Below are 24,810 nucleotides of genomic sequence, written 5' to 3'. Positions count from 1 at the left end.
AGTATTCAAGCTGCTGCCTAGCTTAACGCCGGGTGGTCTGGAGTTTTTCATGCCTAAAAAAAGACAAAACCCCGGCAAGCGCGCCAACGCTGCCAGGGCCACATACCACACCACACACAGGTCGAAGTTTATCACCACGAGCAACGGGATGAGCATTTTCCGCAGCCAGATCAACTTGCAATCTTCATGTGGTCGGGCCTATAGTTTGACCGTCGCTGCCAATTCAGCGACCGGGCTTGGTAACCCGATCAGCAAAAGGCGCAACAGCGCCCCCATTATGATTGCAGGCGCTTTTTTTGTGCCCGCAGTTACGTGTTATGGCGGCTGTGCGTGGGAGACCTTCGGGTCTGCCGGGTTCCTTTTGCCCCGGTTTACCAACCTGCGTACAGCTGCCACCCATTCGCTTGGTAACGAACGTGGCAGCTCCTCAGCAAAAGGAGCTCTACCCATGCACGCCCTCAATCCGTCCGCACGTTCTACCCGCGCCGCCGCGCATAAGGCCATGGCCTTCGCAGCCCTTCGCGCAAACTCCAGTCTTTCCACTCGCCTCAAACGCTACAACCACCATATGCACCTCGCCCACCTTGCCGTCTCAGAGCAAGCGATGGTTATGGAGGTGCGCCATGCTTAAGACCACCGTCAAAACCTTCAGCCACATTCCTCTCTCACGGTTACCGCTCTTCGCTGTTCAGCCTGATGTGCCTGTAACCGATGCCCTCGATCGCACCTACTGCCTGCTTGATCTTGCCCAGGAGATGGCCGAGCAAGCGGCTCTCACTGAAAACAGCCAACAGCTTTGTCATGTGATCGTCTACTTGATCGACATGGCGAAAGCCACTGTTGACGCTTGCTCAGAGGGCATTCTGACCTCTGTGGGGGTGAGTCATGAATAAGCTCATTCCGCTCACAACAAACCCCAGCCAAACCCCTGTGCTGCTGATTGATACAAGCGCCGCGTACGCCGACATTCAGGAGTACGCAGAGCAGCGACTTTGTGCGGCCAAAGCACTGCTTTTCAGCCTGTCCTGCATGGGCATCAACCGGGCAGACGCAAAGGATGTGAACGGCATTGCAGATGCCGCCTACTTGCTCCTAGAGGACGCCAGCGACCTCTTCAATGCAGCCCGCAAAGCAGCGGAACGTGAGGGGGTACAAAATGCCTGAATCACTCAACGCCGTGCTGCCATCTGCCGACGGCCAGCCCGCAATCGACACGCAGTGGTCCGCCAAATACCAAGAAGTAATCGACGGTGGCGTTGATGCTTTCGAACGATGGTTGGCCGACCAAAATGAACCGCTGGCCAGGTGCCTAGACAGTCACAAACAGCGCCTTCCCGGCCGGATCGTTGACGCGTTTGAACTTGGGTTCTTACACCGCCTAGAACAACGGCTCCGCAGCCAAAATCCGACACCTTGTAAAAACATCGAGCAGTTCACCGGAGCCCTCGCTCTGGGAAGCCGCGCCACTGCAATGATGCGCTTGAGTCTGGAAAGCACGCTGCAACTCGCCAACAAAGGGGAGCTTCGGGCCTGTACAGAAGAAGCCGCGCAGCACCTAGTAAAAACAGCGGATCTGGCCGCGGCTATCAGCTTGCCTGACGCTTCATTCGTATCGTCAGAGGGCCTGTTCCATGACTGATAACGACACTGTAGACCTGATTCGTTTGGTGGCACTTCGTGCCCTTCCTGCTGCCCCTACTCTGCTTAAAGAATGGCTGCCGGAGGGGCGCCCAAACGGGCGTGAATGGGTTGCTCGAAACGATGTCCGGGGAGACCGCCAAGCCGGATCGTTTGGTGTGTCCCTCGACTCTGGCCGGTGGAATGACTTTGCCGACGATCAAGCGCACGGTGGCGATCTAGTTTCACTTCTGGCGTACCTGCGCCAATGCCGCCAGGTCGAAGCTGCGCGGGAAATCGACCAACGCCTGGCACTCGGTTTGTTTGAGTCATCTGGAGCCCCGAGCACACCGAGCGCCCAGCAAGCAGAATCGCTCAAAGCTGCCCGCACCAAGGCGGAAGAAAACCGACGCCGGTCCGATGCGGTACAGCAGGAAAAGCAGCAAGCAGCGACTCGGCAGGCAGTGCAGTTGTGGCAGCACGCAAAGCCTGCTGATCGACTGCATCCGTATCTGGTGGCCAAGGGCATGAGCCCACTCAAACTGCGTCAAATGTCTCAGGGAAAATTGCTGGTCCCTCTATGCCTTGATGGTCGCTTGGTAAACCTGCAAGTCATCGACTGTGCCGGCACTAAACGTTTCCTCAGTGGTGGCCGTGTCCTGGGCTGTTACTCGCCATTGGGGCGGGTCATCGAGGGCAGCCGCCTGTACGTCTGTGAAGGTTGGGCGACGGGAGCAACGCTGCATATCCATACCGGCCAACCGGTGGTGTGCGCCATGAACGCCGGCAACTTGCGCGCCGTGGCACTAGCCATGCGAGCGCTTCATGGTCAGAGCGTCGAGCTGGTGATCGCTGGTGACGATGATCGCCAAACGCGGGGCAATCCCGGGCGCACTGCCGCCAACCGTGCAGCGTTCGATGCCGGCGCTCTGGTGGTATTTCCAGAGTGGCCCCAACAGGCACCGCCTGAGCTATCCGACTTCAACGACTTGCACCTTTGGCGCAACCAGCTATGGGAGGCACAGCCGTGAGCAAGCTCAAGGAAAAACACGCTGATTTGAGTCTTGTAGGAGACCCAAAGGCGCCGGAGCCCGACAAACTCGACCGGCCCCGTTTCGCTGTCTATGAACATGCCTGCACGGTTGAAGGGAAGGTCTACAAGGCCGGCACCTGGTATCACAGCGTGAAGCAAAGCGGGCCGGAAGAAAAAGCCATTCCAGTCGATCATTGGATCTGTGCGCCACTGAACGTCGAAGCCGAAACGGTCAACTCAGAAGACGGCAGCATTGGCCGTCTGCTGTCCTTTCACTACAGGGGTCGGCGTATTGAATGGGTGATGCCCATGGAATCCCTTGCGGGTAAAGCAGATGAGGTAATGAAGGCACTCATGCGCCAGGGACTCGCAATCGAATACCACCAGCGTCGTCATATCGCGCCGTACCTGGCGAGCCATCACGCTCCTGACGTGGTGATTGCCACCACCACGAAACCGGGCTGGCATGAATCAGGAGCATTTGTGCTGCCCTCACGGGTCATTGGCGGCGACAACGTTCGTTTTCAGGACTCAGGTCGTGCAGCAAACATCTTCACCTGCAAAGGCTCTCTCAGTGGGTGGCAGACCGAGATAGCCGCACGCTGCCTCGGCAATCCAGTACTGATTTTGTCGGTGTGCTGTGCATTGGCAGGACCGCTACTCGCCAAGGTAGGCGTCAACGGTGGCGGTATTCACTTGGTCGGCGACTCATCAAGCGGCAAGTCACTCGCGCAACTGTTGGCGGCATCGATCTGGGGCAATCCTGGCACCTTCGCAGCCTCTTGGGACGTGTCAAAAGGTGGGGTGGAGATTGAGGCAGCGTCTCGTAACGATACCGTGCTGATCCTTGATGAAATCAAGCGGGCAGACCCCAAGCGCGTGCAGGAAATGGCCTACGCAATCGCCAATGGCATGGGCAAAAGCACCATGACCCGCGAGCGTGAAGGGCGGGCTAAATTGACCTGGCGCGTGCTGGCCCTTTCCAGCGGCGAACGGTCGCTGTCAGAGCATGCCGCCATTGGAGGTAACGGCGCACATGCCGGCGCCGAGTTGCGCATGGTCGATGTGAATGCCGGCACTCGAACTCATCGCGCCTTTGATGATGTGCATGGCATGACAGGGCAGGAGTTCCACCGCGTCCTAAACGACGCGGTCACGCAACATTATGGGCATCTCGGCCCCACTTTCGTGGAGGCACTGATTGAGCAGCCAAAGGAGCTGTATAGCGCCTTTTCACAAGTCCGTGATGCCTTCGAAACCAAGAGTTCACAAGCTGGCCGAGTAGCTGATCGGTTCGCCATTATGGCGTTAGCCGGCGAATTAGCCATTGAACATAATCTGCTTGGCTGGCCCTCGGGTTCAGCCACTCAAGCTTGTCTGCTGCTGTTCAACGAATGGCTAGCTCGTATGGGAGATGGCAACGCAGAAGACCGCCAGATACTGCGCGGCATCGCTGACTTCATCGCATTACACGGTGACAGCCGTTTTTCTGATGTGCGCGCCGAACACGCCAACCTCACTGTCCGCGAGCGAGCAGGTTTTTATGAGGTGAATGACGATAAACGCCTGTACCTGTTCAACACACCGGCATTGCTTGAGGCGGCTTCAGGTTTCGGTAAAGAGCGGATCGTACGGACGCTGGTAGGCGCCGGCGCGCTAGCCAAGGTTGACGAAGAAACCAAGGGCAGCCGGCGGGCCAAAAAGTACCGCACGCCAGGCGGTGGTAGTTCCCGTTTTTACGTAATTGACCCCGACCTGCTCGAAAGTGAGGGAGAAAGTCAATGACGCTCAACCTGTGCAGCTATCGACATTCGACGTTTTTCAGCGGGAACACGGGAACAGCGGGAACGGCCCAGCAAAGCCGTGGCCTTCAGCGTTCCCTTATAAGACATGAGAGTGGGAACAAGGGAACACAACTCTGTTTAATAGAGAGCCTCCCCCCCTACCTTGTTCCCGCTCAAAAAACGCCGGGAACAGGTTGCCACGCTGAAAGGCCCGTTTTAGAGCCTTTGTACCCACGTTCCCGCGTTCCCACCGATTTTGAATTCAGTCGTGTGAACAAGGGGGGGTATGTGCTGTTTTTGTTGACAGAACTCGAAGCACTCGTTCCGAGTTTTTCACCCCGCCCTATCCCTACGAGCAATCAACTCTCACTGATTGCCGACTCGCACCATCAACCCTGGCCGGCGTCGGCCTGCAATCACCACCGGAGAAACCTATGAACGAGCATCACTTGTCTCTGCCCGATGAAATTCAGACGGCACTCAAAATCCACGACGAATACAAACAAACCTACTTGTCTATACGCGAGCGCTTTGAAGGCTTGAGAGCGCGAGAAGAAAAGCACCGCAAAACGGCCGGCGCGGCCGAACAGCAAGCGATGCTAGATGGAGCTACCTGGCGGAAGCTTTTCCGGGAAAGCGATGGCGTGCTGACCAAAGATATTCGCAACTTCAAGCGCCAGGAACTGGACAGCCGCGAATTGGCATTGGAGTACGCTTGCCTGGCCGGCGAACTGCAACCGGCAATGGAGTTGTGCCAGATAGATACCTATGAAGCCCGTGAGCGCTATCTGAGTAGTCGCGAGACGGCGTTTGCGCTCTATGGCGATCATTGCCTCAACACCTCTGCGACCGCTCTTTTCGCACTGCCCGAAGCAGAAGCGTTTCTTAAAGCATTACAGCGCAAAAAGCTCATCATCCAACGGGATATAGAGAAGGATGCGTTCTATCAAGAGGCGACGTTTAGCGACGAAAAAAAGGCCGTCAGCAGCGAGGAAGCACGACGCCTAGGAGAAGCCTTGTTCGGTTTTATTGATCGAGCCAGTGCTGCGTTATCCGTCGATGACAATGCCGTGTGGCAGGCGCTTTCTATCGTTCCGCGTGACGATTTCACCACCGGCGAGAAAGAGTTGAAGAGCCCGATCTATCGAGCGCGCCGCCGTTCGGAGTTGAATGCAATGATTGAGCAACACACTGAAACGCAAACGTCCTGAACTCGATCCCACACACAGCATGCAAGCCGCCTTAGGGCGGCTTTTTCGTTTTCGATGAGATTCCCCACTAGCTCAATGGAAGCGTTGGCCATGGCGCCAGGTGAGCTCCTGAGAGCCAATTTCTGGCTGGTCCCACTGGTCGAGCTCCCGGCGCTGGATGGCGAGCCTCCACCCCGGCGCGCGCTGTTGTCCCCCCACCACACCTGCGCTCTAAATGTACAAAATTCCCCGCACACCTTCAGGTATCCATAGCCCTTACCGCTACACGGCCCCAACACGATCTCAGAGAGATTATTTCCCTGCAAATCCCTGCGCATAGGCAATTATCCACGTAGCTGATTTACCGATTTATGGAAGATAAGATGTGCAAGGGCTTGCATAGCTTGATTGATGATTCCAAGCTGTGCTTGAAAAGGCTTCATAGAGCTTGACTTGGCCTTGACCGTAATTTTTGAGACTTACAAGGAAGTCCACATGATACTTGTCGACACCGTACGGATTTTTGGCTTCCGGGGTATTCACACCCTTGAGCTTTCTTTAAATAAAATTACGGTCATGATTGGCACCAATAATGCTGGCAAGACCTCTATCCTTAAGGCTTTACAGTTAGCACTAGGCGATTACGCAAGATATTTAACTGACGAAGATTTTTATATCTCTCCGGAGAAAGGAAAAACGGACACGATCCTGGTGGACGTAAGAATTGTTCCTGTCGAAGCAGGAGGAAATCGGGCAAAGGTTTTTAATGATCAATGGGCAACAGAATTTGGCGACAAAATTCGTTCAACGCCTGATGGCAATCAGTTTTTAGCTCTTAGAACCAAATCAAGCCAAAATCTTGTGAAGGGGGGCTTTGATACCGCAAGATCGTCATTAGAAAAATGGAGCGATAGTGAAGACTGGTATAAAGAACCAAATAAAGAATCAAAAATCACATCCAGACTTCTTTGTCTTCCAATGATCTCAATTGAAGCACAGCGTGATATACATCAGGAGTTAAGAGAACGCTCCTCCTTTGTAGGAAAAATTCTCGCCGGCGTGAGCTATGATAGAGATGACGTGCTTGAACTCGAAAAACTGATTAAGGCAGTTAACGCTCAAGCAATCGCTAAAAGTGAAGACCTATCTAGCCTCAAGGCTCAACTTAACAGTTTAACCCAGTCATTTGCGGGGAGTGGTAGTGCCGAACTAACTCCTTTCCCGAAAAAAGTAAGAGACCTCTCGAAAAACTTTACGGTTCATTTTGGTGATACCGAAGATCAGACATTCTCCATGGAATATCATGGAATGGGCACTCGAAGCTGGGCTTCGATGTTGACAGTAAAAGCGTTTACTGAAATCGCACAGAAGAAACACGAAATTGAGGCTGAACCTTTCTTTCCAATACTTGCCGCTGAAGAGCCTGAAGCTCATCTCCACCCCAACGCACAAAAGACTCTCTACAAACAATTGTCTACCATAAATGGACAAATTCTCGTCAGCACGCACTCGCCATATCTAGCAGGCATGACAGATGTGACGAACATTCGCTCTATCCGCAGAACTCCAAATGGTTGCGCGGCCAGCCAGCTTTTATATGAAATCACGACAGAAGAAAAAAACATACTCACGCGAGAAATTAACAATAAGCGTGCAGATATAATCTTTTCGCGAGCGATCATTCTTTGCGAAGGCGTTACAGAAGAACAAATATTGCCAGCCATGTTCCAAATTTACGCAAACACATCCCTTCATGAACTAGGCATTTCCTGTGTCAGTGTCGGCGGAAAAACATACTCCCCTTTTATAAAACTCGCGTGCAGCCTAGGCATACCAGTTTATATATTCAGCGACAACGACGGCTCCACTTTATCAGAAATCGAAGCGCAAATAAGAAGAATAAAAAAGGAAACTCAACTAAAACTGAACAATGACGTATTTGGAATTTCCTACTTAACCGCCACAAATGATTTTGAAGCCGAGCTATTAAACACGTTATCACTGCGACCGGAAGTCATTGACGCTTTAGTTTTATGCGAAACGAAGGGGTCCAGCAATGAACGTTTTTTGGAGGCTAAACATCGCGAAATTTCTGGTTTAGATGATGCCGCCCTAATTGATAAACTGCGGTCGTTAAAAGCATCGTATGCTGGTTATCTTGGGGAGATTTTGATCGAAAACAAACAACAAAGAAGCCCTGAGCAAATACTACCTAAGGCAGCTATTGAGACATTCGACAAACTTAAGGAATGGTTAAGATGATAAACTTATCTGAGGCCCAATCGAAGGTAGTATTTGCTCCTATAGGCGAGGCTATGCAAGTACTGGCATCGGCGGGATCTGGCAAAACACGAGTATTGACTGAAAGAATTCGCCACATACTTAATAGCACTAAAAAAGAAGGTGTTATCGGTCTAACTTTCACCAATAAAGCAGCCGAGGAAATGAATGAACGATTGGATGACCTACCAGACATCCAAGAGCGCTGCTGGATAGCTACGATACACTCTATTGCACAACGGATAGTAGATCAATACGGTCATGTGATAGGGCTACCCTCCGAACTGCATCTATATGAGCGGGATGAGGATAGAAAAACAGTATTTATCCAATCACTCATCGATGACGGTATCGATATTGATGAGATTTTTGACACGCACCAACGAACGGCAGATAGATCAAAAATAATCCAGAAATATATGGATGCTTTTTCAAGTATAAAGAGAAGCTTGCTGAGCGAAAGTGACATTATCTCCCGGCACGCGCAAAATCCAACATTTATCTCCATATACAGAAAGTATCAAGAAGCCCTACTCAACAGCGGCGGAATCGATTTTGACGACATTTTGGTATATGCTCACAAAATATTGATAGAGCAACCATGGTGCGGCGACATATATAGAGCAAAATACAAGCACATATGCGTAGACGAAGCACAGGACTTAAACAAGGCCCAGTATGAGTTCATTAAAGCTTTAGCAGGCGGCAAGCTTACAAGCGTGATGATGGTGGGCGATCCGAACCAAATGATTTACGGTTTCAATAGCTCGTCTCAAGAGTTTTTGTGCACAGCTTTTCTAGAAGATTTCCCCGCAGTAAAATATAGTCTTGTAGAAAACTACCGCAGTTCTATAGCAGTTGTAGAATGGGCTAACAAACTCAAACCAGGCTCACAACTCGGCATGACCGCCGCTCTACCTGGTTACAGTCAGATTCATGAATGCGCTGATGAAGAGCATGAAGCGGCTGTAATATGCGACGTGGTTAATAAAATTATTGACCTCAAACAACACGCCGAAATCGAAGGGGATATAACGCTTAACAATATTGTTGTTATCGGAAGAAACCGATTTGTATTTAAGACATTAGAAAGCAAGCTAAAAACCTTACAAATCCCCTACTTCTTGAAGAAAGGAGAGCTACGTCAACCTCCCTCCTCACGATTTGGCAAAGCGCTAGACTTAGCAATTCGCTTAAAATTAAATCCAAAAGACTGGATTGATGGCCAAAAACTATGCGCGCTACTTAATCTGAACACAGCTCAAGATTGGGGAGACCGTCTACTATTAGAAAAACTCGCCTCAGACATACCTTCTGCGCCACTATCAGACATATACTCAAAGCTTTTAATGTTCGTTTCAAGCTTGGACATTGAAGGACCAAACATACCAAAACTTGTTCTTGCATTTGAAAGCGAGCTAAAAAACCATCATACAAACAACTCAGATGACATAGGAATAGAGATAGAGCTTTCCTTGTTCGATCTAGTTGACTTTAGAGACTCCTGGACTACTTTTAGGCGAAAAGGTTTAGGCACTAGCTTAATTGCGTTCCGAAACGCGATGGCTTTGGGACAATTATCAGAGCCTGTGCAAAAAACCGGACTAACCCTAAGCACTGTACACACCATGAAGGGCCTTGAAAAAGACATAGTCTTTGTGATTGGGATGTGTGACGGAATCTTTCCCGATTACCGAGCGAAAAGCAAACAGGAAATTGATGAGGAACGGAACAACGCATTTGTGGCAATCACCAGGGCGCGACGTTGGATATATATAACGTACCCAATTCGAAGGATGATGCCGTGGGGTGATGTCAAGCTTCAAAGAAGATCTCGTTTCATCGACGAACTCACACGTTGAGCTCTTTTTGACATCGCAGTGAAGCAGCATCTCTATAAATCTGTACGTGCGTCACCTACTGCATAGCCTCTGCGTTGGCGTGGATTTGTCGTTGGTGACTGCCGAAGTGTATCCCCAGGTGTATCCCCCAAAAAAAATAAATAATTAATTCTATAAATATCAATAGCTTACTGATCGTGTAATAAGCACGCCGGGGCACCAGATATGAAATGAAAAAGCCTCAGGTCGGGAGATCTGGGGCTTTTTTGTGCGTTTGGTGGGTGGTGAGAGAGTGTTGAGTCGCGTCGGGATAGTAGAGGTGAAAATAAATCCCCTTTTCCCCTCCCTTTTTCCCAAGCAGTTTTCCAGCTCTACGATCATTACGATTTCACCGCCTTGAGCGCCGGTCTCAAGCAAAGAAGAAAACGCCTACACAGGAACCTCCGCCCTGATCAGCGTACCGCCTTCGGCCAGATTGCGGGCAGTAATGGTACCGCCATGGGCGTGGCAGATCGCACGGGCGATGGACAAGCCTAGCCCGCTCCCCCCCGAGTAACGTGCCCTGGAGCGCTCTGCACGCCAGAAGCGGTCGAACACGCTGTCCAGATGCTGGGCTTCGATACCTGGCCCTCGGTCACCGACTTCAATCACCACCGAACCGTGAACCCGGCGCGCCGTTACATTCAACTCGCCTCCCCCGGCCGCATAACGCAGCAAGTTATCGACCAGAATGTTGATCACCTGGCCCAGGCGATCACGATCGGCATGCATACGAAGCCCATCAGCAATACTGACCTGCGTCAGCACGCAAGCCTCATCCAACTGCGGCTGGAACCACGCCAACCGCTCCGCCACCAGAGCTGCCAGAGAAAACTCGCTGCGCTCCAGCACCAGCCGGCCAGCACGAGCCATCGACAACAGGTGCAAATCATCCACCAGCTTTCTGAGTTGATCGAGCTGACGCTTGACCATGCCCAACTGCATGGCATCGCTGGGGAATACCTCATCGAGCATACCCTGCACGCGCCCCATGGCGGCGTTCAAGGGTGTGCGCAGTTCGTGGGCAATGACCGCGCTGGATTCACGCACATCGCGCTCATAGCGCTCCAGTTGCGTGGTCATGCTGTTGAAGTCGCTGACAAGCCGTTGCAGCTCGTCGGGCGCGTCGCGGTGCACCGGCAGGCGAGTCAGGAAATCACCGCCGGCGACTCGCCGGGCGCCCTGGGCAATTGCCGAGAACTGGCTGGACAAGGGCCGCGAAAACCACAGGCCGAAGCCAATGATGATAGGGATCGCGGCCAGCACCAGGCCGATCAGTATCAGCCAGTCGCGATTGGCGATAGCCGGCTGGAAATAGTCCAGCGGATAGTACTGGGCAACCACTTGACGCAAGCGTGCCTCATTGAGCTCTGGCTCGGCGCGCAACGCCAGCAGCTCCTCACGCGGCCCAGGCGGCAGATGCTGCACAAAATACCAGTCCGACAGTGTGACGTTGATCCACATGCACACCGAGATCACCACCACCGCGCCGATCGCCAGCAGGCTCATGCGCAGGCCGATCCAGCGCCACATGGGTTTGTCGTTGACCCGCGGTTGCTCAAGCATGTGCGTTACCTGAATCGATAGCCAATGGAGCGCACCGTGACCAGAACGCCGGTGATGCCGTGGTTTTCCAGCTTGCGGCGCAGGTTGTGCACGTGGGTGTCGACGACGCGGGCCAGGGCTTCGCTTTCCGGTAGGCAGATTTCCAGCAACTCATCACGAGTGAAGGCCTTGGACGGCGTCTTGAGCAACGTCACCAGCAGCTTAAATTCCGTTGGGGTCAGGTCCAGCCATTGCGGTGGTGCTTCGCCCTGCTCAATGGCCGCGGTAAACGCAACAAGATCCACCCGCAGGTTTTCATGGCGCAGCAGGTGTTCGACCGGTTGGTTGCCGGTGGTGCGCCGCAACACCGCGTGCACCCGCGCCACCACTTCGCGCGGGCTGTAAGGCTTGACCACATAGTCGTCCGCGCCATAACGCAAGGCACCGAGTTTTTCCGGTTCGTCGCCCATGGCCGTGACCATGATGACCGGCGTGTCACTGCTACGGCGCACGGCGGATAACACCTCGGTGCCGCTCAAGCGCGGAAGCATCACGTCGAGCAGGATCAGGTCGGGCTGCCAGCTTTTGTACAGGTCCAGACCGCGCTGGCCGTCTTCGGCCAGGGCCACCTCATAGCCATCCCGGAGCAAGTAGGCTTCGAGAATGTTGGCGCTGTCGGCGTCGTCTTCGACGATGAGGATACGTTTTCCTGACACAAAGAAGCCTCTTGATGAAACCTTGATAATTTACGAACGGTTTATTGAAAGTGCGCTGCCAGTATTGCCCTACGCCCGCTTTCGCGAGCCGATCCTATGCCGACCACTGCATCGCTGTCCAAGCCTATCAACGGGCCTGAACAGCTCGATCAGAGGGAGGCGTTGTGTCGCGCGTCGGCGGGCGCACTGCTGTCTTCTTTTGCACATAGGGCTTGACCATGAACTTCACCACCTCCCCTACCCACAACGTTCTGTTGGGCGCCGTCACGCTGCTGTGCTGCGCGCTCGCGCCCCAGGCTCAGGCGACCGACGCCAGCCCGACAGCCGAAGAAACCACCGTTACCCTGGGCCTTGGCATGGGTGTCACGCCTCGCTACATGGGTGCTGACCGCTACCGTCCGCTCGTACTGCCGATGCTCAGCATCCAGCACGGAGCGTTGTTCGCCGACACCACTCGCGGCGTGGGCCTGCAATTTCAATCCGACAGTGGTTTTAGCGCCAGCGCAGCGATCAATTACGACCTGGGCCGCAAAGAGAAGGACAGCATCACCAGCCCGGGCGGCGACGAGCTCAGAGGTATGGGCGATATCAACGGCGCAACCGTCGCCGACTTTACCCTCAGCCAACAACTGCTTGACTGGCTGTCGGTCAACGGCGAAGCCGAACTGCGCATGGCCGGCGAGCACCGAGGCAACCGTTACCGCTTTGGCCTGGAAGGCATCTTGTTGCACACAGACCGCGACACCCTGAGCCTGGCCATCGACGCCCATGCCGGCGATAGCCGCTACAACCAGACGTTCTTCGGCGTCACCCAGGCTCAGAGCCAACGCTCGATCTACAGCAAGTACACCGCCGACGCCGGGATCTATGCCTACTCCGCTGCCTTGAACTGGCAGCACACCTTCGACGCGCACTGGTCAACGCTGGCCAGCCTGACGCTGACTCAATACGCTGACCAGGCCAGCGACAGCCCGCTGGTAAGGCGCGAAACCGCAGGCTTGGGCCTGTTTGCAATCAACTACACGTTCTGACAACAAGCCCCGGGTATGCAGGCTTCATCTGAACTATCCCTGGGGCAGATTCCAGTCCTGTGCGAATGGCTTTTCAGACCGCGCAAGGTTCTCCCCATCAGGGCGTACACACGATGATCCGTTTGAAGTACCTGTCCAAAAGAGCCGTGCTGCTCTATGCGCTATTGATGAGTATCGGCAGTCAAGCCTCCCCCACCCTGCATACCGAAGCGTTCGTGCATCCTGGCCTGCTCCAGACCCGGGAGGACTTCACGCGGATACGCGAGAAGCTGGCCAACTATAACCAGCCGTGGCTGGCCGGCTGGCAGAAGCTGATCGCCAACCCCCATGCCTCATTAGCCTGGCAGCCCAACCCGTTGCCGGTGGTGTACCCCACTTCAGGCGGCCCGAATAACGACAGTGTTCTGTTCAACGACGCAGCCGCCGCGTATGCACTGGCCCTGCGCTGGCAGATCTCCAACAACCCGGCGTATGCCGACAAGGCCGTGAGTATTTTGAACCAGTGGGCCTTGACCCTCACCGCGATCAAAGACAAGCCCGGCAGAGCTTTGGTGGCAGGCTTGTACGGCTACCAACTGGCCAACGCGGCCGAACTGCTGCGCAGCTACCCAAAGTGGCGGGCGGAAGATTTCCAGCGTTTTCAAGGCATGATGCTCACTGTGTTCTACCCCATCAATCATGACTTCCTGGTGAACCACGACGGCGCCCGGCCTGATCATCATGGGGCCAGCTGGGACCTAGCCAACATGAACTCGATGCTGGCCATCGGCGTACTGACCGACCGCCGCGATCTCTACAACGAGGCCGTCGACTACTTCAAGCACGGCACCGGTAACGGCGCCATCGCCCACGCGGTGTGGAAGCTCTACGGCGATGGCCTTGGTCAAGTCCAGGAAAGCGGACGTGATCAGTCACACGCAATGCTCGACATAGCCCTGCTCGGCAGTTTCTGCCAAATGGCCTGGAGCCAGGGCAACGACCTGTTCGGCTACCAGAACAACCGCGTGCTGCAGGGCGCCGAGTATGTGGCCAAGTACAACCTTGGCCAGGAGGTGCCGTTTACCCCCATCCCCAACAGCAGCTTCAAACAGACCGTCATCTCGGCCGATCATCGCGGCGAAACCCGTCCGATATGGGAACTGCTCTACAACCACTACGCCGTGCGAAAGGGCCTCAGCGCACCGAATGTGCAGGCCATGGCAAATAACGTCCAAGTGGAAGGTGGTGGCGGGGATTATGGTGCTGACAGGGTTGGCTACGTCCAGCTGGGGTATGGGACGTTGCTGTATTCGTTGGGGGAATACGGTTTGTCGGAGATGCAGTTAATGCCTTAGAGGTATATCACCGAAGCTGCGCTGCGCATTACAAATGCGTCCTTTCTACCTGTCAAATTCGAGGAATGGCAAGAACGCATTGGTGTGTTGGAAATGTCAAAGGACGCCAGCACCATCGCCGCAGAAGTGTGGAGCCAGATATGAATGAAACACCCGAGGTCTTTAGACCCGGGGCTTTTTTGTGAGCCACTTGCACGCGCAACTCGATGTTGCTACGAGTGGCTAAGCGCCTACATCCCGATGGGTTGAGTATTACGAAGGCCTTGATGAATTCCCGGAATGCTGCTTTTCCAGGCTTGAAATTTCACCGCGCAACACCCCCTCCAACACCCCAAAAAACCCCTGAATATGCCCCTGCTTCAACGCCTGCGGCCGCGTAACCAAATAAACCTCCATCGCCGGCAGTTCTATCTCCTGAAAAACCTCACTCAACCCCGTAGCCAAAATACGCGGCAACACCGCCACCCCCATCCCCCGCCTCACCGATTCAAGCTGCACCGCAAACGAACTCACCCTAATCGGCGCATGATCCAGCCCCGCAGCTTTCGCGGCGCGCATTTGCGGTAGCAGGTCCAGCGGTGGCAGCAAGGCGATACTTGCGGCAGTGGCGGGAGTTAGCGCGGGAAAACGTTGCAGGTATTCGGCGGTGGCGAACACGCCGTAGGCGAGTTTGCCGAGCCCTCGGTAGATCAGTGAAGGTTCGCCCAGGTGTGCGGTGCGTATGGCGATGTCGGCCACACCGCGTACGATTTTGTGGAAGTCGGTGGTGACCTGCAGCTCTACGGAGCAGCCTGGGTGCTGCGCGGTGAAGCGGCTGGCGGCTTCGAGCACGCTGGCAGAAAAGCCTTCGCCGGCGCTCACCAGCACGGTGCCGCTGAGGGATGCTGGCGTGCCGTCGGCGGGGGCCTGGCGTCGTAGGCCGGATTCGGCTGCCAGGGCGACGTCTACCAGGGCTTGGCCTCGGGAGGTGAGCCGGCAGCCTTCCACGCCGCGTTCCACCAGTGGTTCGCCCAGGGCGGTTTCCAGTTGGGTGAGGCGGCGGGAGACGGTAGAGGCCGCGATACCCAGTAATTGGCCTGCCTGTAAAAAGCTGCCGCGCCGTGAGACTGCCAGCAGCAGTCGAAGATCGTCCCAATTTGCCTGCAATGCCATATCTCCGCGCTTCCCTGGTGTGCAGATGTGCAAAGCCATTATGCCGCAGGCACTGTTTTTACGGCGCGGGCTGACCGGTATATCTACTGGCCTTCTCAACAAATGGAATGGCCTGTATGAACACGAACCCCAATCGCTTGCGCAGCACCTTTGTGACCGGTGCCACCGGCTTGCTGGGCAATAACCTGGTACGGGAGCTGGTCGCACGGGGTTATGCGGTGAAGGCGCTGGTGCGCTCGGCGGCCAAGGGTGCGCAGCAGTTCGGCGATTTGCCGGATGTGGAACAGGTGGTGGGAGACATGGCGGATGTGGATGCCTTCGCGGCGGCGTTGCAAGGCTGCGATACGGTGTTTCACTGCGCGGCGTTCTTTCGGGATAACTACAAGGGCGGCAGCCATTGGGAGGAACTGGAGAAGATCAATGTCGTCGGTACCCGAGCCCTGCTGCAACAGGCGTATGACGCCGGTGTGCGACGGTTTGTGCATACCTCGTCGATTGCCGTGCTCGACGGTGCCCCCGGTACGCCGATCGACGAGACGTGCCTACGGGCCGAAGCCGATGCGGACGACTACTACCGCAGCAAGATCCTGGCTGAGCGGGAGGTGTTGAGGTTTCTTGAAAGCCATCCGCAGATGTACGCCTGCATGGTTTTGCCCGGTTGGATGTGGGGGCCGGGTGACCGTGGGCCGACGTCTTCGGGGCAGTTGGTCCGGGACGTGATCAACGGCAAGTTGCCGGGGCTGATTCCTGGCACCTTTTCGCTGGTCGATGCCCGCGATGTGGCCTGGGCGCACATTGCTGCTGCCCAAAGCGGGCGACGGGGCGAGCGTTATCTCGCGGCCGGTCGCAACTTGACCATGCGCCAGCTGATTCCGGCGCTGGGGCGTATTGCCGGGGTCAAGGTGCCCTCCCGCCAACTGCCGCTGCCCGCGCTGTACCTGTTGGCAGCGATGCAAGAGGCCTACGCCTACCTGACCGGCAAGCCCATCTTGCTGAGCATGGCGACGTTGCGGCTGTTGATACGCGAGGAGCACCGTACCCGCTTTGACCACCGCAAAAGTGAAGAGGAACTGGGGTTGAGCTTTCGCGTCCTGGAGCAGACCCTCACGGACACGGTGGCGTGGTCCCGGGCCTACGGCGGGTTGTAATAAAAAGCCCCAGGTCGACAGGCCTGGGGCTGGTTCGTGGCGGCAGGTTCAATGCTGTTTCAACGCCTCTAGCCGTGCCGGCAAGTCCTCCTCGGGAAAGCGTTGGTACAGCGCCAGCAGTTTTTCATCCGCGGCCCTGGTTTCACCCGCTCGACGCAGGTTCACAATTTCCTGCAGACCTGCTTCCAACGTAGGCAGCGCCCGTTTGCTGAGTTTCAGCGCTGGCTGATCCGCCACTGCGCTTTCGGCTTGAGCAGGCGCACTTTCAACCCGTGGCGCTATCGCCATCCGGGCCATTGGCGCGGGGGCGGAGAAGGCTTGCGGCGCTGGCTGGGCGGCTTCTTCGTGGTGCGGCGCAGAGAATGTCGCGGTGGAGATTTCGGGTTGCGGCACGGGGGAGCGCATGACCACGCCGATCATCAGTGCCAACCCGGCGACGGTGGCAAATGCCATTTGCCAGCGCGGGCGTTGGCAGGCTTGCAGCCAGCGTTGCCACAAGCTGGGTTGCGGCTGCGGGGCTTCGCGACGGGCAGCGTTGAGGATGAAGGCGTCGAGGGACGCGGGCGGCTCGCCCGTGCTGTGTTGACGATAGTGCTGGAGCAGCGCGTCGTCTGGGGTGTGTCGGGAGTCAGTCATACGGGTACCTCCTCGGCCAGCAGGCGCCGCAATTTTTGCAGGGCGTAGCGCAAGCGGCTTTTTACGGTTTCCAGCGGGGCGCCGGTGAGGGTGGCGATTTGCGGTACTTCGAGCTCGCCGTGCAGGCGTAGCAGAAACACTTCGCGCTGGTCTTCGGGCAACGCTTGCAGGGCCGCGTCGAGGCGCGCCTGGTCGCGGCTGAGGGTCAGTTGTTGCTCGGGGCCGTCGCTGTCATCGGCCTGGGCGTGCAGCTGTTCATCGTAGCTGTCATGCAGGGGGTTGTGGATGCCGTGCTTGCGCCAGTGGTCGATCAGGCGGTTGCGGGCGATCTGGAACAACCAGGTACGAAAACTCGCCCGGCCTTGTGGCTGGGTGGTGCTGCGGATCAGGCTGAGCCAGGTGTCCTGGTAGATTTCTTCGGCCAGTTCGGCTTTGTTGCACAGGGACACGAGAAAGCGGTACAGGCCCTGGCGGTGGCGCGTGTACAAGGCTTCGAAGGCGGCAGCGTCACCGGTTCGGTAGCGGGCCAGCAGCGATTCGTCGCTGGGTGAGTCATCTGGAACGGCCATATAGTGGGCGAACTCCTTTCGGTCAGCCGAAGCAGGATTACTGTAGGAGCGAGCTTGCTCGCGAAGAACGTCAACGATAACGGGTGCTTCCTGGATAAACGCGGTGCCTGTGAGTTTTTCGCGAGCAAGCTCGCTCCTACAAAAAGCTTTAGCAGCAAGCCCCCTCCCACATTTGATCTCGGTTGTGAGCGAGGTCAGGGTTTGAGGCTTTGGGCCAGCTCCACCAGTTGCACGAATTCGTTGCGCAGCCCGAACGGGTCATCGCCGCGGGCCGAGCGCGCCAGTTTGGCGGTGTCTTGCACACTCATGATGCCAGTGTAGCGGCCATCGCCCTTGAGCTGTTGGGCGAAGGCGGCCACGGCAGACGCGAAGCGCAGGTCGTCGCTGGCTGGGGTGGCCTGGTTGGCGATAGGGCGTTCGATCAACTGGCTGTTACCGCCCGCAGCTGGTTTGTAGCGCACCCGCAGCATCGCCAGCTCATCGGACTTGCCTTCGGTCGCAGGCGCGTCGGCGTAACGCAGAGGTTCCAACCAGCCCTTCTCGCCCTTGGGCACGATTTCATACAGCGCCGTCACCGTGTGCCCTGCGCCAATCTCACCGGCATCGACCTTGTCGTTGTTGAAATCCTCACGCTTCAGGGCGCGGTTTTCATAGCCCAGCAGGCGGTATTCGCTGACCTGGGCCGGGTTGAACTCCACCTGCAGTTTCACATCCCGCGCCACCACGGCCAGGGTGGAACTGAGTTGCTCCACCAGCACTTTGCGCGCTTCGCGCAGGTTGTCGATGTAGGCGTAGTTGCCGTCGCCCGCGTCGGCCAGTTGTTCCATCAGGTGTTCGTTGTAGTTATCCACACCAAAGCCGAGGGTGGTCAGCGATACGCCGCTTTTGCGCTGGGCCACGGCCATCTGCTTGAGGCTGTCGAAGTCGCTGATGCCCACGTTGAAGTCGCCGTCGGTGGCCAGCAGGATGCGGTTGATGCCCTGGTCGATAAAGCCTTCGCGGGCCATCTGGTAGGCCAACTCGATGCCCGACGCGCCTGCGGTGGAGCCGCCGGCGGTGAGTTGGTCGATGGCGTTGCGGATCTTGGCTTTTTCACTGCCCAAGGTGGGCTTGAGCACCACCCGGGATTCACCGGCGTAGACCACCAGTGACACGCGGTCCTGATCACGCAGTTGATCCACCATTAACTTCAGCGTGCTTTTGACCAACGGCAAGCCTTCGCGGCGGTCCATGGAGCCGGACACGTCCACCAGGAAAACCAGATTGGCGGGCGCCAGTTCGGCCACGGTTTTATCGGAGGCCTTGATGCCAATGCGCAGCAGTTTTGTGCGCGGGTTCCACGATGTGGCGGCCACTTCGGTGGTGACGCCAAAGGGTGAGCCGTCGGTGGGCAGTGCGTAGTCATAGGGAAAGTAATTGACCATTTCCTCCAACCGAACCGCGCCTTCGGGCGGCAGGCGGCCTTGGTTGAGGAAGCGCCTTACGTTGGCGTAGCTGCCGGTGTCGACATCCACGCTGAAGGTGGAGACGGGGGTTTCGGTAACGCGGTGCACAGGGTTGTCGGGCAGGTTGGCGTATTGCTCTCGGGGTTCGCTGCGGTCATTCATCATCGCCATTTCACGCACCGCCATCGGTGCCGGCATGGCCATGCGTTTGACCACTGCATTCTGGATCGGCGCGCTGTGCAGCTCGGCGAGAGGCGCCGGTTCAACCGGTTTGGAGACTTCGGGGGACGATGACAGCCCACACCCAGCCAGCGCCACCAGCAGGGTAACGGTGAAGCCTTGGGCAGCGGGACGCAGGTAAAGCAGAGGGCGGGACATGGGGCTGAACCTCGTGAATGAATGAGCCGTTCACAAGGTCAGACGCGAGGTAGGTTGGGTTCGGGTTAAACCCTCGAAATTCACCTCGATCAATGTGGGAGCTGGCTTGCCTGCGATAGCGGTGTGTCAGGCAGCCTTTCCAGCACTGGCCCACCGCTATCGCAGGCAAGCCAGCTCCCACAGTTGTATGGCGGTGTTCTCTTAGTCCGTGCCGTATTTCGGGTTACGCGGGCCGTACAAAATCCCGGTGCGCTGCCCCGCCGACAGCAACCGTGCGCTGGTGATACCGGCAATCGGATGCGCCGCATCGGTAGAGCTGTTGATCACCTGCTTGACCGCAGCCGTGATCAACATGCCCACCAGGCCGCCACCGTTGTTGTTGCCCTCCTCGCTCGACGCACGCGCCGAACCGGTCCACAGGGTGGTGCCGGTGCGCAGGTCCACCAGTTTGGCCGAGGCCGTCACCGAGGTGTCGCTGGAGATCAGCATGTACTGAGTGCCGTACTCGCTGATGGTGATGTACAGCGCCGCGTCTGCACCAAAGATGTCATGCAGCTTGGCCGGTTGTACGGCCTGGATATCGTTGGCGGTGGTGAGGCCGTTCTGGCGGAAGGTTTCGTCCACCAGGGCAATCGGCAACACGTAGTAGCCGGCTTCGGCCAGCGGGTAGGTGACTTGCGACACCAGGCTGTAGGACGCCTGCACTTCCGGCGATTCGTTGATCGGCGGCAATACCAGGATCGACTTGGGCCGCGCCTGTTTGTACGCCGAATAATCAACCGTCTTGGGCGCGGCGCAACCGCCGAGCAACGCCAGGGCCAGCAAGGCGCCGGTGAGTTTTAACAGGCTCATTTGGTGGCGACTCCGGCTTTGGCGTTTTTCAACAGAAAGTCCATGTACGCAGCAGACTCAGGGAACAGCGCCTTCTCGGTGCGAAACTCCTGCACCATCTGGTCATCCTTGCCCATGTTCATGTACAGCATGCCCAGGTGCGCGTGGTAACCCGGCGGCGCCTTGCGGCCACTGGCGTTGATCTTCTGCAGATCGCGCTCCAGTGCTTCCACCTGCGCTTCCTTGGGCTCGCCCTTGAAGTACTCGTAAACCTGCGGCTGGTAGCTTTCCCATTGATACAGGGGCTGGGGCGCCGTTTGGCACCCGGCTACCGTCGCGATTGCTGCCAGCGTCAGCGCTAACTTCACTGCCTTGCTCATCCGTGTACTGCTCCTTGTGGTGTGGCTGATCAGTTACGCGGGTTCCAGGCGCCAGCGTTGATGCCGTCGACCAGGCGGTTGATCGCTTCGCGCATGGCCAGGTCCAGCACCTTGCCATTGAGGGTGGAGTCATAGCTGGCGGTGCCGCCGAAGCCGATCACTTCACGGTTGGACAGCGCGTACTCACCGGCGCCCTGGGTGGAATACACCACTTCGGAGGTATTGATGTTGACGATATTCAACGCAACTTTGGCGTAGGCCACTTGGGTCTTGCCACGGCCGAGGATGCCGAACAGCTGGCGGTCGCCGGTCTCTTTGCGGCCGAACTCGGTCACATCGCCAGTCACCACATAGTCAGCGCCCTTGAGCTTCTGCACGGTGCCTTTGATTTTGGCTTCCTGGGAGATCTCGCCCATGTTGTCGCGGTCCAGCACGCTGAAGCGGTTGGTCTGCTGCAAGTGGGTGATAAGGATGGTCTTGGCCTGGCCGCCGAGACGGTCAACGCCATCGGAGAAGATGCCGCGCATGTAGCTGGAGCGGTTATCGAACTTACCCACGGCAATCGGCACACGCACGCCGGAATAGGCCAGGTGGGCGCTGGCGACTTGCTCCACCGGCATCGCGCGGTTGCTCTCGGTGGCACAACCGGCCACGGTCAACAGCGCCGCGGCGGTGAGGCCCGACAGCAGGATTTTGGACAGTGTCTTCACAGGGTGCTCCTTGGGTGAGGAAATCAGCGTTGCTGGGTTTTCCAAGGAGAAAGGCAGCCTGAAAACGCACTGGCCTGGATTCTTCCCTGAAAGACGGTGATACAACGGCTGCGGCATTTTACGGGGTTGAGAGCGGTTCTCAAGTTGTTTCGGCCATAGGTGGGTGGCTTACCCTACTGCCGACCGCAATACTCAAAGCAACAACGATCAAATGTGGGAGCTGGCTTGCCTGCGAAAGCGATAGTGCAGCAACAGATGCAGCGACTGACACACCGCCTTCGCGGGCAAGCCCGCTCCCACAGGGGAACTGCGTTTAACCCTGACTGGTATTAGTCCAAGCCCGCCCACCAACAGCAGCCTGCCTTCGCACAGCCCTACTTGAGCTCCTTCACCAGGTACTGCGCAGAAATCTGCGTAATCCCGGTCAACGCCCGGCGCAAAGCTTCCGGGTCCGTGCGGTAGGTTAACGGCGTATAGCCATAAACGTTCTGACCATTAAACGGCGTGACCGCTTCAAAGGTGCGCCAGATCATCTCATCGCCGCGATCCATCTGCGCTAACACGTTAAGGGTCGGATAAATCACACTGCTGAAACCCTGGGTCAGGCGAAAGCCCCACTCGGACACGGTCAGCTGAATCTGCGCATCAGCCGGCTCATCGTCGCCGACCACCTTGAGCGTCGACGTCTTACCCAACTCATCGACAAAGCCCTGCTTGAGCAACACGCCAACATCGAGTTTTTCCGCCTCCATCACCGTCAGAATAGCCACCGGCGTCGGCATCTCGGCCAACTGCCCAAGCTTCATGCCGCCGGCAAACCCGGCACCACTCAACGCCGCAGTACCCACCTTGGACGCCCCGCTGGCCATGCCAACACCCGCGCCAACCCCGGCACCCAGGGCCGCGCCCCAGGCCTGTTCGCGGCCGAAGTACACCATGTTCTTTTCCCACTTCACGGGCAGGACTTTGACGGTCTTGATCTGCGCGCGGTTTTCGGGAGTGAGGGGGTGGCTGACGCAGCCGCCGAGGATGAGGGTGGTGAGGAGAATGAGGAGGAGGTTTTTCACATTGGTCCTTTAATGTTTGGGGTGAGGCTTTCAGATTTGCATAGTCGTAGTGCGTTTGTTCGTGAGCAGTATGTCGGCAATGGGTGGCAAGACGTTAGTAGCTGCGTACACGCTCCGAAGCAGCGGCATTTTGATGCCTTGCGCGGGCTTGGTGGTGCGGCTTATAGTCCGGCCGTCGCTCAAAAAGCGACCGGGTTTGGCGACCCGAAGAACGAGCCCTCAATAATCCAGAGAGCTTAATGATGAATCGATACATTCCCCTAACCGGCCACGACTGCACCGTCCCAGCCCTGATCATCGACACCCAGGCACCTCTCGACGTCCTTCACGACGCCGCCGTGCACCGCATTCGGGCCGTCACCCAACTGCTGGAAAACCTGGCCTTCCGCGAACAACTCAGCAGCGATGCCGTAGTACTTTCAGACTTCGCCCATTTGCTGGCCATTCCGCTGCGCGATGGGTGTGATTTGCTGGATGTCATCAGTCGCAGGCTTAATGCCGATCCGTCCTGAGTGAAAATCGGGCGGCCTTTGTGTCGCCCGCTTTGCGCTCAATTCCCTTGGCCACTCTCTTTACGATTTTTCAACCAGGACTGTATCCAAACGCCTACCCCAGTAGGTATTGCATAGGCAAAAACACCGGGTAACATATCTACGATTTCAGCCCAACTAAAGTCCCATACACCAATCTTTGAATAATTAACCAGCACCCCCATGAGCTTTGCGATAACCCCCACCAACAAAAACAATAAAAACAGATAAATCAACAATAACAAAAACGCCTGCCACCTTGATCTAGGCTTAATCACTTTCCCTTCCCATTTCCTTCCCTTTTCTCCCAGAGTCACCTCAACAAACTATAAACAAACAAAGAAAATGTTTCACATAACTTCTTAACACTCATATCTGCAGAGTCTATTTTCACTACAGCCCATTTATCATTTTTATCAAAACCGACGCATCGCCCCTGCATATCATCACCAAAAATCATAACACTTTCGAATTGCGCCGCAGTCTCATCATCAAAAATATCACTTGCCTCTAGGAGGCCGTTATAAAGCATAAATCCGGCTGTTTCAATTTCCCCACTTCCGAACTCCTGCAAAAACTCCAAGTAATCATCAGGAGCATTTTTCTGCCCTACCTTTATTGCATTAAGACTGACATCATCTACAGCAGCCAAGCCATCAAGCAAATGCTCTTCTTTCTTACTCTTCAAAAAAGTTTTAATATCCACCTTCACCCCCTAATTTTTATCTGAAAAAATCTCTCTGGGCACACCTCCAGCACGATGTATTCCACCCTGATGCTGATCCGGAAATCAGAAAAAGGGGACAGATTTTTTTTATAGATTTTTCAACCCTAATTCAAATAAATCTGCTCCCTTTTTTTCCGCTCCCTTTTTTCACTTCTCTAGCAAGATCAAACAAACCGCCTCCTTTTGTTCTCAATTATCTTTTGGAAAATTTATCGAAAAAGCCGAAAGTAAAGTCTCAATAATTTTTCGATCTGCATCATTCTTCGCAAAACACTTAAGCACTGGGACAAGATGATAAAACAATAACTCGAGCCTGCTAGGATCTTTGGGCAATGCATCGTTAATGCATGCAACCATTAACTTAACTGGCATAATTGACGCGAAGGTTTCATATCCTCTAGCGCTAGAGAACGGAATTTTCTTAAAATAATAATCCGCTAAACGTTTCTGCTCTGGTTTTTTCCAAGATCTATGAGGAAGGAGTAATAAATCTTCACCCCAATTATCTGAAGTAAGCGGGTACCGGCTCAATATCCAAGCTGCCGCCTGATCAGAAGTCATTTTCGCCAACTCTTTACAGAGTGATATCAATCTTGAATCCATACCAAACTATTTCCTTGGATTAAATGAGTTTTCCGGTAACCCAGAGTTAGCCTTTAGAGTAGCAGGTGGCTGATAATGACCGGAACTATTATCCCATCTTGTTATTTTTCCTCGCTCTGGACCGTCATTATTACCAAAGCGTATAGAGCCGGCATATTTAACTTCCCCCCCACGCTACCCCAGATGGGTTGAAAATTGCTCATTCACATTTGGGCGGCTTACCT

General features: G+C 55.7%; 26 protein-coding genes. 13 read left to right on the top strand and 13 right to left on the bottom strand.

The window, feature by feature from the left end:
- Positions 1-448: 448 nt before the first annotated feature.
- The 9 genes from GIW79_RS12130 (at position 449) to GIW79_RS12090 (ending at position 9,766) form a co-directional block, all read left to right on the top strand.
- Complete coding sequence (locus GIW79_RS12130) at positions 449-631, top strand: hypothetical protein (protein ID WP_236455242.1); 183 nt, start codon at positions 449-451, stop codon at positions 629-631.
- On the top strand, positions 624-893 hold the full coding sequence (locus GIW79_RS12125; RefSeq protein ID WP_236455234.1) for a DUF3077 domain-containing protein: 270 nt from the start codon (positions 624-626) through the stop codon (positions 891-893). The genes GIW79_RS12130 and GIW79_RS12125 overlap by 8 nt, the downstream gene beginning before the upstream one ends.
- Positions 886-1,164 carry a hypothetical protein gene (locus GIW79_RS12120; RefSeq protein ID WP_169863860.1) on the top strand — a complete coding sequence of 93 codons (279 nt, stop codon included), beginning with the start codon at positions 886-888 and terminating at the stop codon, positions 1,162-1,164. The genes GIW79_RS12125 and GIW79_RS12120 overlap by 8 nt, the downstream gene beginning before the upstream one ends.
- Positions 1,157-1,639, top strand: coding sequence for a LasR-specific antiactivator QslA (locus GIW79_RS12115; protein ID WP_236455232.1), 483 nt, complete (start codon positions 1,157-1,159; stop codon positions 1,637-1,639). Before GIW79_RS12120 ends, GIW79_RS12115 begins: the two co-directional genes overlap by 8 nt.
- Positions 1,632-2,648 (top strand): toprim domain-containing protein, encoded by a 1,017-nt coding sequence (locus GIW79_RS12110; RefSeq protein ID WP_236455230.1) that lies wholly within the window; start codon positions 1,632-1,634, stop codon positions 2,646-2,648. Before GIW79_RS12115 ends, GIW79_RS12110 begins: the two co-directional genes overlap by 8 nt.
- Positions 2,645-4,435, top strand: coding sequence for a DUF927 domain-containing protein (locus GIW79_RS12105; RefSeq protein WP_236455228.1), 1,791 nt, complete (start codon positions 2,645-2,647; stop codon positions 4,433-4,435). The genes GIW79_RS12110 and GIW79_RS12105 overlap by 4 nt, the downstream gene beginning before the upstream one ends.
- A 433-nt stretch (positions 4,436-4,868) precedes the next feature.
- Positions 4,869-5,645: a hypothetical protein gene (locus GIW79_RS12100; protein WP_215517997.1), complete on the top strand. Its 777-nt coding sequence runs from the start codon at positions 4,869-4,871 to the stop codon at positions 5,643-5,645.
- Between the two features lie 474 nt (positions 5,646-6,119).
- Positions 6,120-7,886 carry an ATP-dependent nuclease gene (locus tag GIW79_RS12095; RefSeq protein WP_236455225.1) on the top strand — a complete coding sequence of 589 codons (1,767 nt, stop codon included), beginning with the start codon at positions 6,120-6,122 and terminating at the stop codon, positions 7,884-7,886.
- The gene (locus tag GIW79_RS12090; protein WP_215517999.1) at positions 7,883-9,766 is read left to right on the top strand and encodes an ATP-dependent helicase; all 1,884 of its coding nucleotides are present in this window, start codon (positions 7,883-7,885) and stop codon (positions 9,764-9,766) included. The genes GIW79_RS12095 and GIW79_RS12090 overlap by 4 nt, the downstream gene beginning before the upstream one ends.
- 408 nt (positions 9,767-10,174) lie before the next feature.
- Here the strand turns inward: GIW79_RS12090 and GIW79_RS12085 are convergent, their stop codons facing one another.
- Together GIW79_RS12085 and GIW79_RS12080 are read right to left on the bottom strand one after the other, a co-directional pair.
- Complete coding sequence (locus GIW79_RS12085) at positions 10,175-11,350, bottom strand: sensor histidine kinase (RefSeq protein ID WP_072434685.1); 1,176 nt, start codon at positions 11,348-11,350, stop codon at positions 10,175-10,177.
- Positions 11,351-11,355: 5 nt separating this feature from the next.
- Positions 11,356-12,045 (bottom strand): response regulator, encoded by a 690-nt coding sequence (locus tag GIW79_RS12080; protein WP_003187519.1) that lies wholly within the window; start codon positions 12,043-12,045, stop codon positions 11,356-11,358.
- Between the two features lie 218 nt (positions 12,046-12,263).
- Here GIW79_RS12080 and GIW79_RS12075 point away from each other — a divergent pair, with 218 nt between their 5' ends.
- Together GIW79_RS12075 and GIW79_RS12070 are read left to right on the top strand one after the other, a co-directional pair.
- Positions 12,264-13,076, top strand: a complete 813-nt coding sequence (locus GIW79_RS12075; RefSeq protein WP_054896826.1) for a MipA/OmpV family protein — start codon at positions 12,264-12,266, stop codon at positions 13,074-13,076.
- Positions 13,077-13,189: 113 nt separating this feature from the next.
- Entirely contained in the window at positions 13,190-14,410 is a 1,221-nt protein-coding gene (locus tag GIW79_RS12070; protein ID WP_236455223.1) for an alginate lyase family protein, read from the top strand.
- 252 nt (positions 14,411-14,662) lie between these two features.
- Here the strand turns inward: GIW79_RS12070 and GIW79_RS12065 are convergent, their stop codons facing one another.
- Complete coding sequence (locus GIW79_RS12065; RefSeq protein ID WP_236477371.1) at positions 14,663-15,562, bottom strand: LysR family transcriptional regulator; 900 nt, start codon at positions 15,560-15,562, stop codon at positions 14,663-14,665.
- A gap of 116 nt (positions 15,563-15,678) precedes the next feature.
- On the opposite strand from GIW79_RS12065, the gene GIW79_RS12060 reads away from it, so the two are divergent.
- A complete protein-coding gene (locus tag GIW79_RS12060; RefSeq protein WP_236456077.1) occupies positions 15,679-16,710 on the top strand; it encodes an SDR family oxidoreductase in 1,032 nt (343 codons plus the stop codon).
- Between the two features lie 48 nt (positions 16,711-16,758).
- Here GIW79_RS12060 and GIW79_RS12055 read toward each other — a convergent pair whose 3' ends face one another.
- The 7 genes from GIW79_RS12055 to GIW79_RS12025 all read right to left on the bottom strand — a co-directional run bounded on the left by GIW79_RS12055 (position 16,759) and on the right by GIW79_RS12025 (position 22,726).
- Positions 16,759-17,346 carry a hypothetical protein gene (locus GIW79_RS12055; RefSeq protein ID WP_054920378.1) on the bottom strand — a complete coding sequence of 196 codons (588 nt, stop codon included), beginning with the start codon at positions 17,344-17,346 and terminating at the stop codon, positions 16,759-16,761.
- The gene (locus GIW79_RS12050) at positions 17,343-17,915 is read right to left on the bottom strand and encodes an RNA polymerase sigma factor (RefSeq protein ID WP_020302195.1); all 573 of its coding nucleotides are present in this window, start codon (positions 17,913-17,915) and stop codon (positions 17,343-17,345) included. The genes GIW79_RS12055 and GIW79_RS12050 overlap by 4 nt, the downstream gene beginning before the upstream one ends.
- 194 nt (positions 17,916-18,109) lie before the next feature.
- Positions 18,110-19,738, bottom strand: coding sequence for a vWA domain-containing protein (locus tag GIW79_RS12045; RefSeq protein WP_236456068.1), 1,629 nt, complete (start codon positions 19,736-19,738; stop codon positions 18,110-18,112).
- A 201-nt stretch (positions 19,739-19,939) separates the two neighbouring features.
- Entirely contained in the window at positions 19,940-20,590 is a 651-nt protein-coding gene (locus GIW79_RS12040; protein WP_005783625.1) for a DUF799 domain-containing protein, read from the bottom strand.
- Positions 20,587-20,949 (bottom strand): DUF4810 domain-containing protein, encoded by a 363-nt coding sequence (locus tag GIW79_RS12035; RefSeq protein WP_005783622.1) that lies wholly within the window; start codon positions 20,947-20,949, stop codon positions 20,587-20,589. Before GIW79_RS12035 ends, GIW79_RS12040 begins: the two co-directional genes overlap by 4 nt.
- Positions 20,950-20,978: 29 nt before the next feature.
- Entirely contained in the window at positions 20,979-21,659 is a 681-nt protein-coding gene (locus tag GIW79_RS12030; RefSeq protein ID WP_054920387.1) for a CsgG/HfaB family protein, read from the bottom strand.
- Positions 21,660-22,033: 374 nt separating this feature from the next.
- Positions 22,034-22,726, bottom strand: coding sequence for a hypothetical protein (locus GIW79_RS12025; protein WP_054920389.1), 693 nt, complete (start codon positions 22,724-22,726; stop codon positions 22,034-22,036).
- Positions 22,727-22,980: 254 nt separating this feature from the next.
- On the opposite strand from GIW79_RS12025, the gene GIW79_RS12020 reads away from it, so the two are divergent.
- Positions 22,981-23,238 carry a hypothetical protein gene (locus tag GIW79_RS12020; protein WP_005783616.1) on the top strand — a complete coding sequence of 86 codons (258 nt, stop codon included), beginning with the start codon at positions 22,981-22,983 and terminating at the stop codon, positions 23,236-23,238.
- A gap of 38 nt (positions 23,239-23,276) precedes the next feature.
- Here the strand turns inward: GIW79_RS12020 and GIW79_RS12015 are convergent, their stop codons facing one another.
- From GIW79_RS12015 to GIW79_RS12005, 3 genes are all read right to left on the bottom strand, one after another.
- Positions 23,277-23,534: a hypothetical protein gene (locus GIW79_RS12015; RefSeq protein WP_236477370.1), complete on the bottom strand. Its 258-nt coding sequence runs from the start codon at positions 23,532-23,534 to the stop codon at positions 23,277-23,279.
- Positions 23,535-23,569: 35 nt separating this feature from the next.
- Positions 23,570-23,962 carry an SMI1/KNR4 family protein gene (locus GIW79_RS12010; RefSeq protein ID WP_106117644.1) on the bottom strand — a complete coding sequence of 131 codons (393 nt, stop codon included), beginning with the start codon at positions 23,960-23,962 and terminating at the stop codon, positions 23,570-23,572.
- A gap of 210 nt (positions 23,963-24,172) precedes the next feature.
- Positions 24,173-24,544, bottom strand: coding sequence for a hypothetical protein (locus GIW79_RS12005; RefSeq protein WP_236456066.1), 372 nt, complete (start codon positions 24,542-24,544; stop codon positions 24,173-24,175).
- Between the last annotated feature and the right edge of the window lie 266 nt (positions 24,545-24,810).

Source organism: Pseudomonas sp. PA-7-1E (assembly GCF_021605325.1).
Lineage (GTDB): Bacteria > Pseudomonadota > Gammaproteobacteria > Pseudomonadales > Pseudomonadaceae > Aquipseudomonas > Aquipseudomonas fluorescens_BV.
The sequence above is the reverse complement of the archived record's forward strand: the minus strand, read 5'-3'. Positions and strand labels throughout refer to the sequence as shown.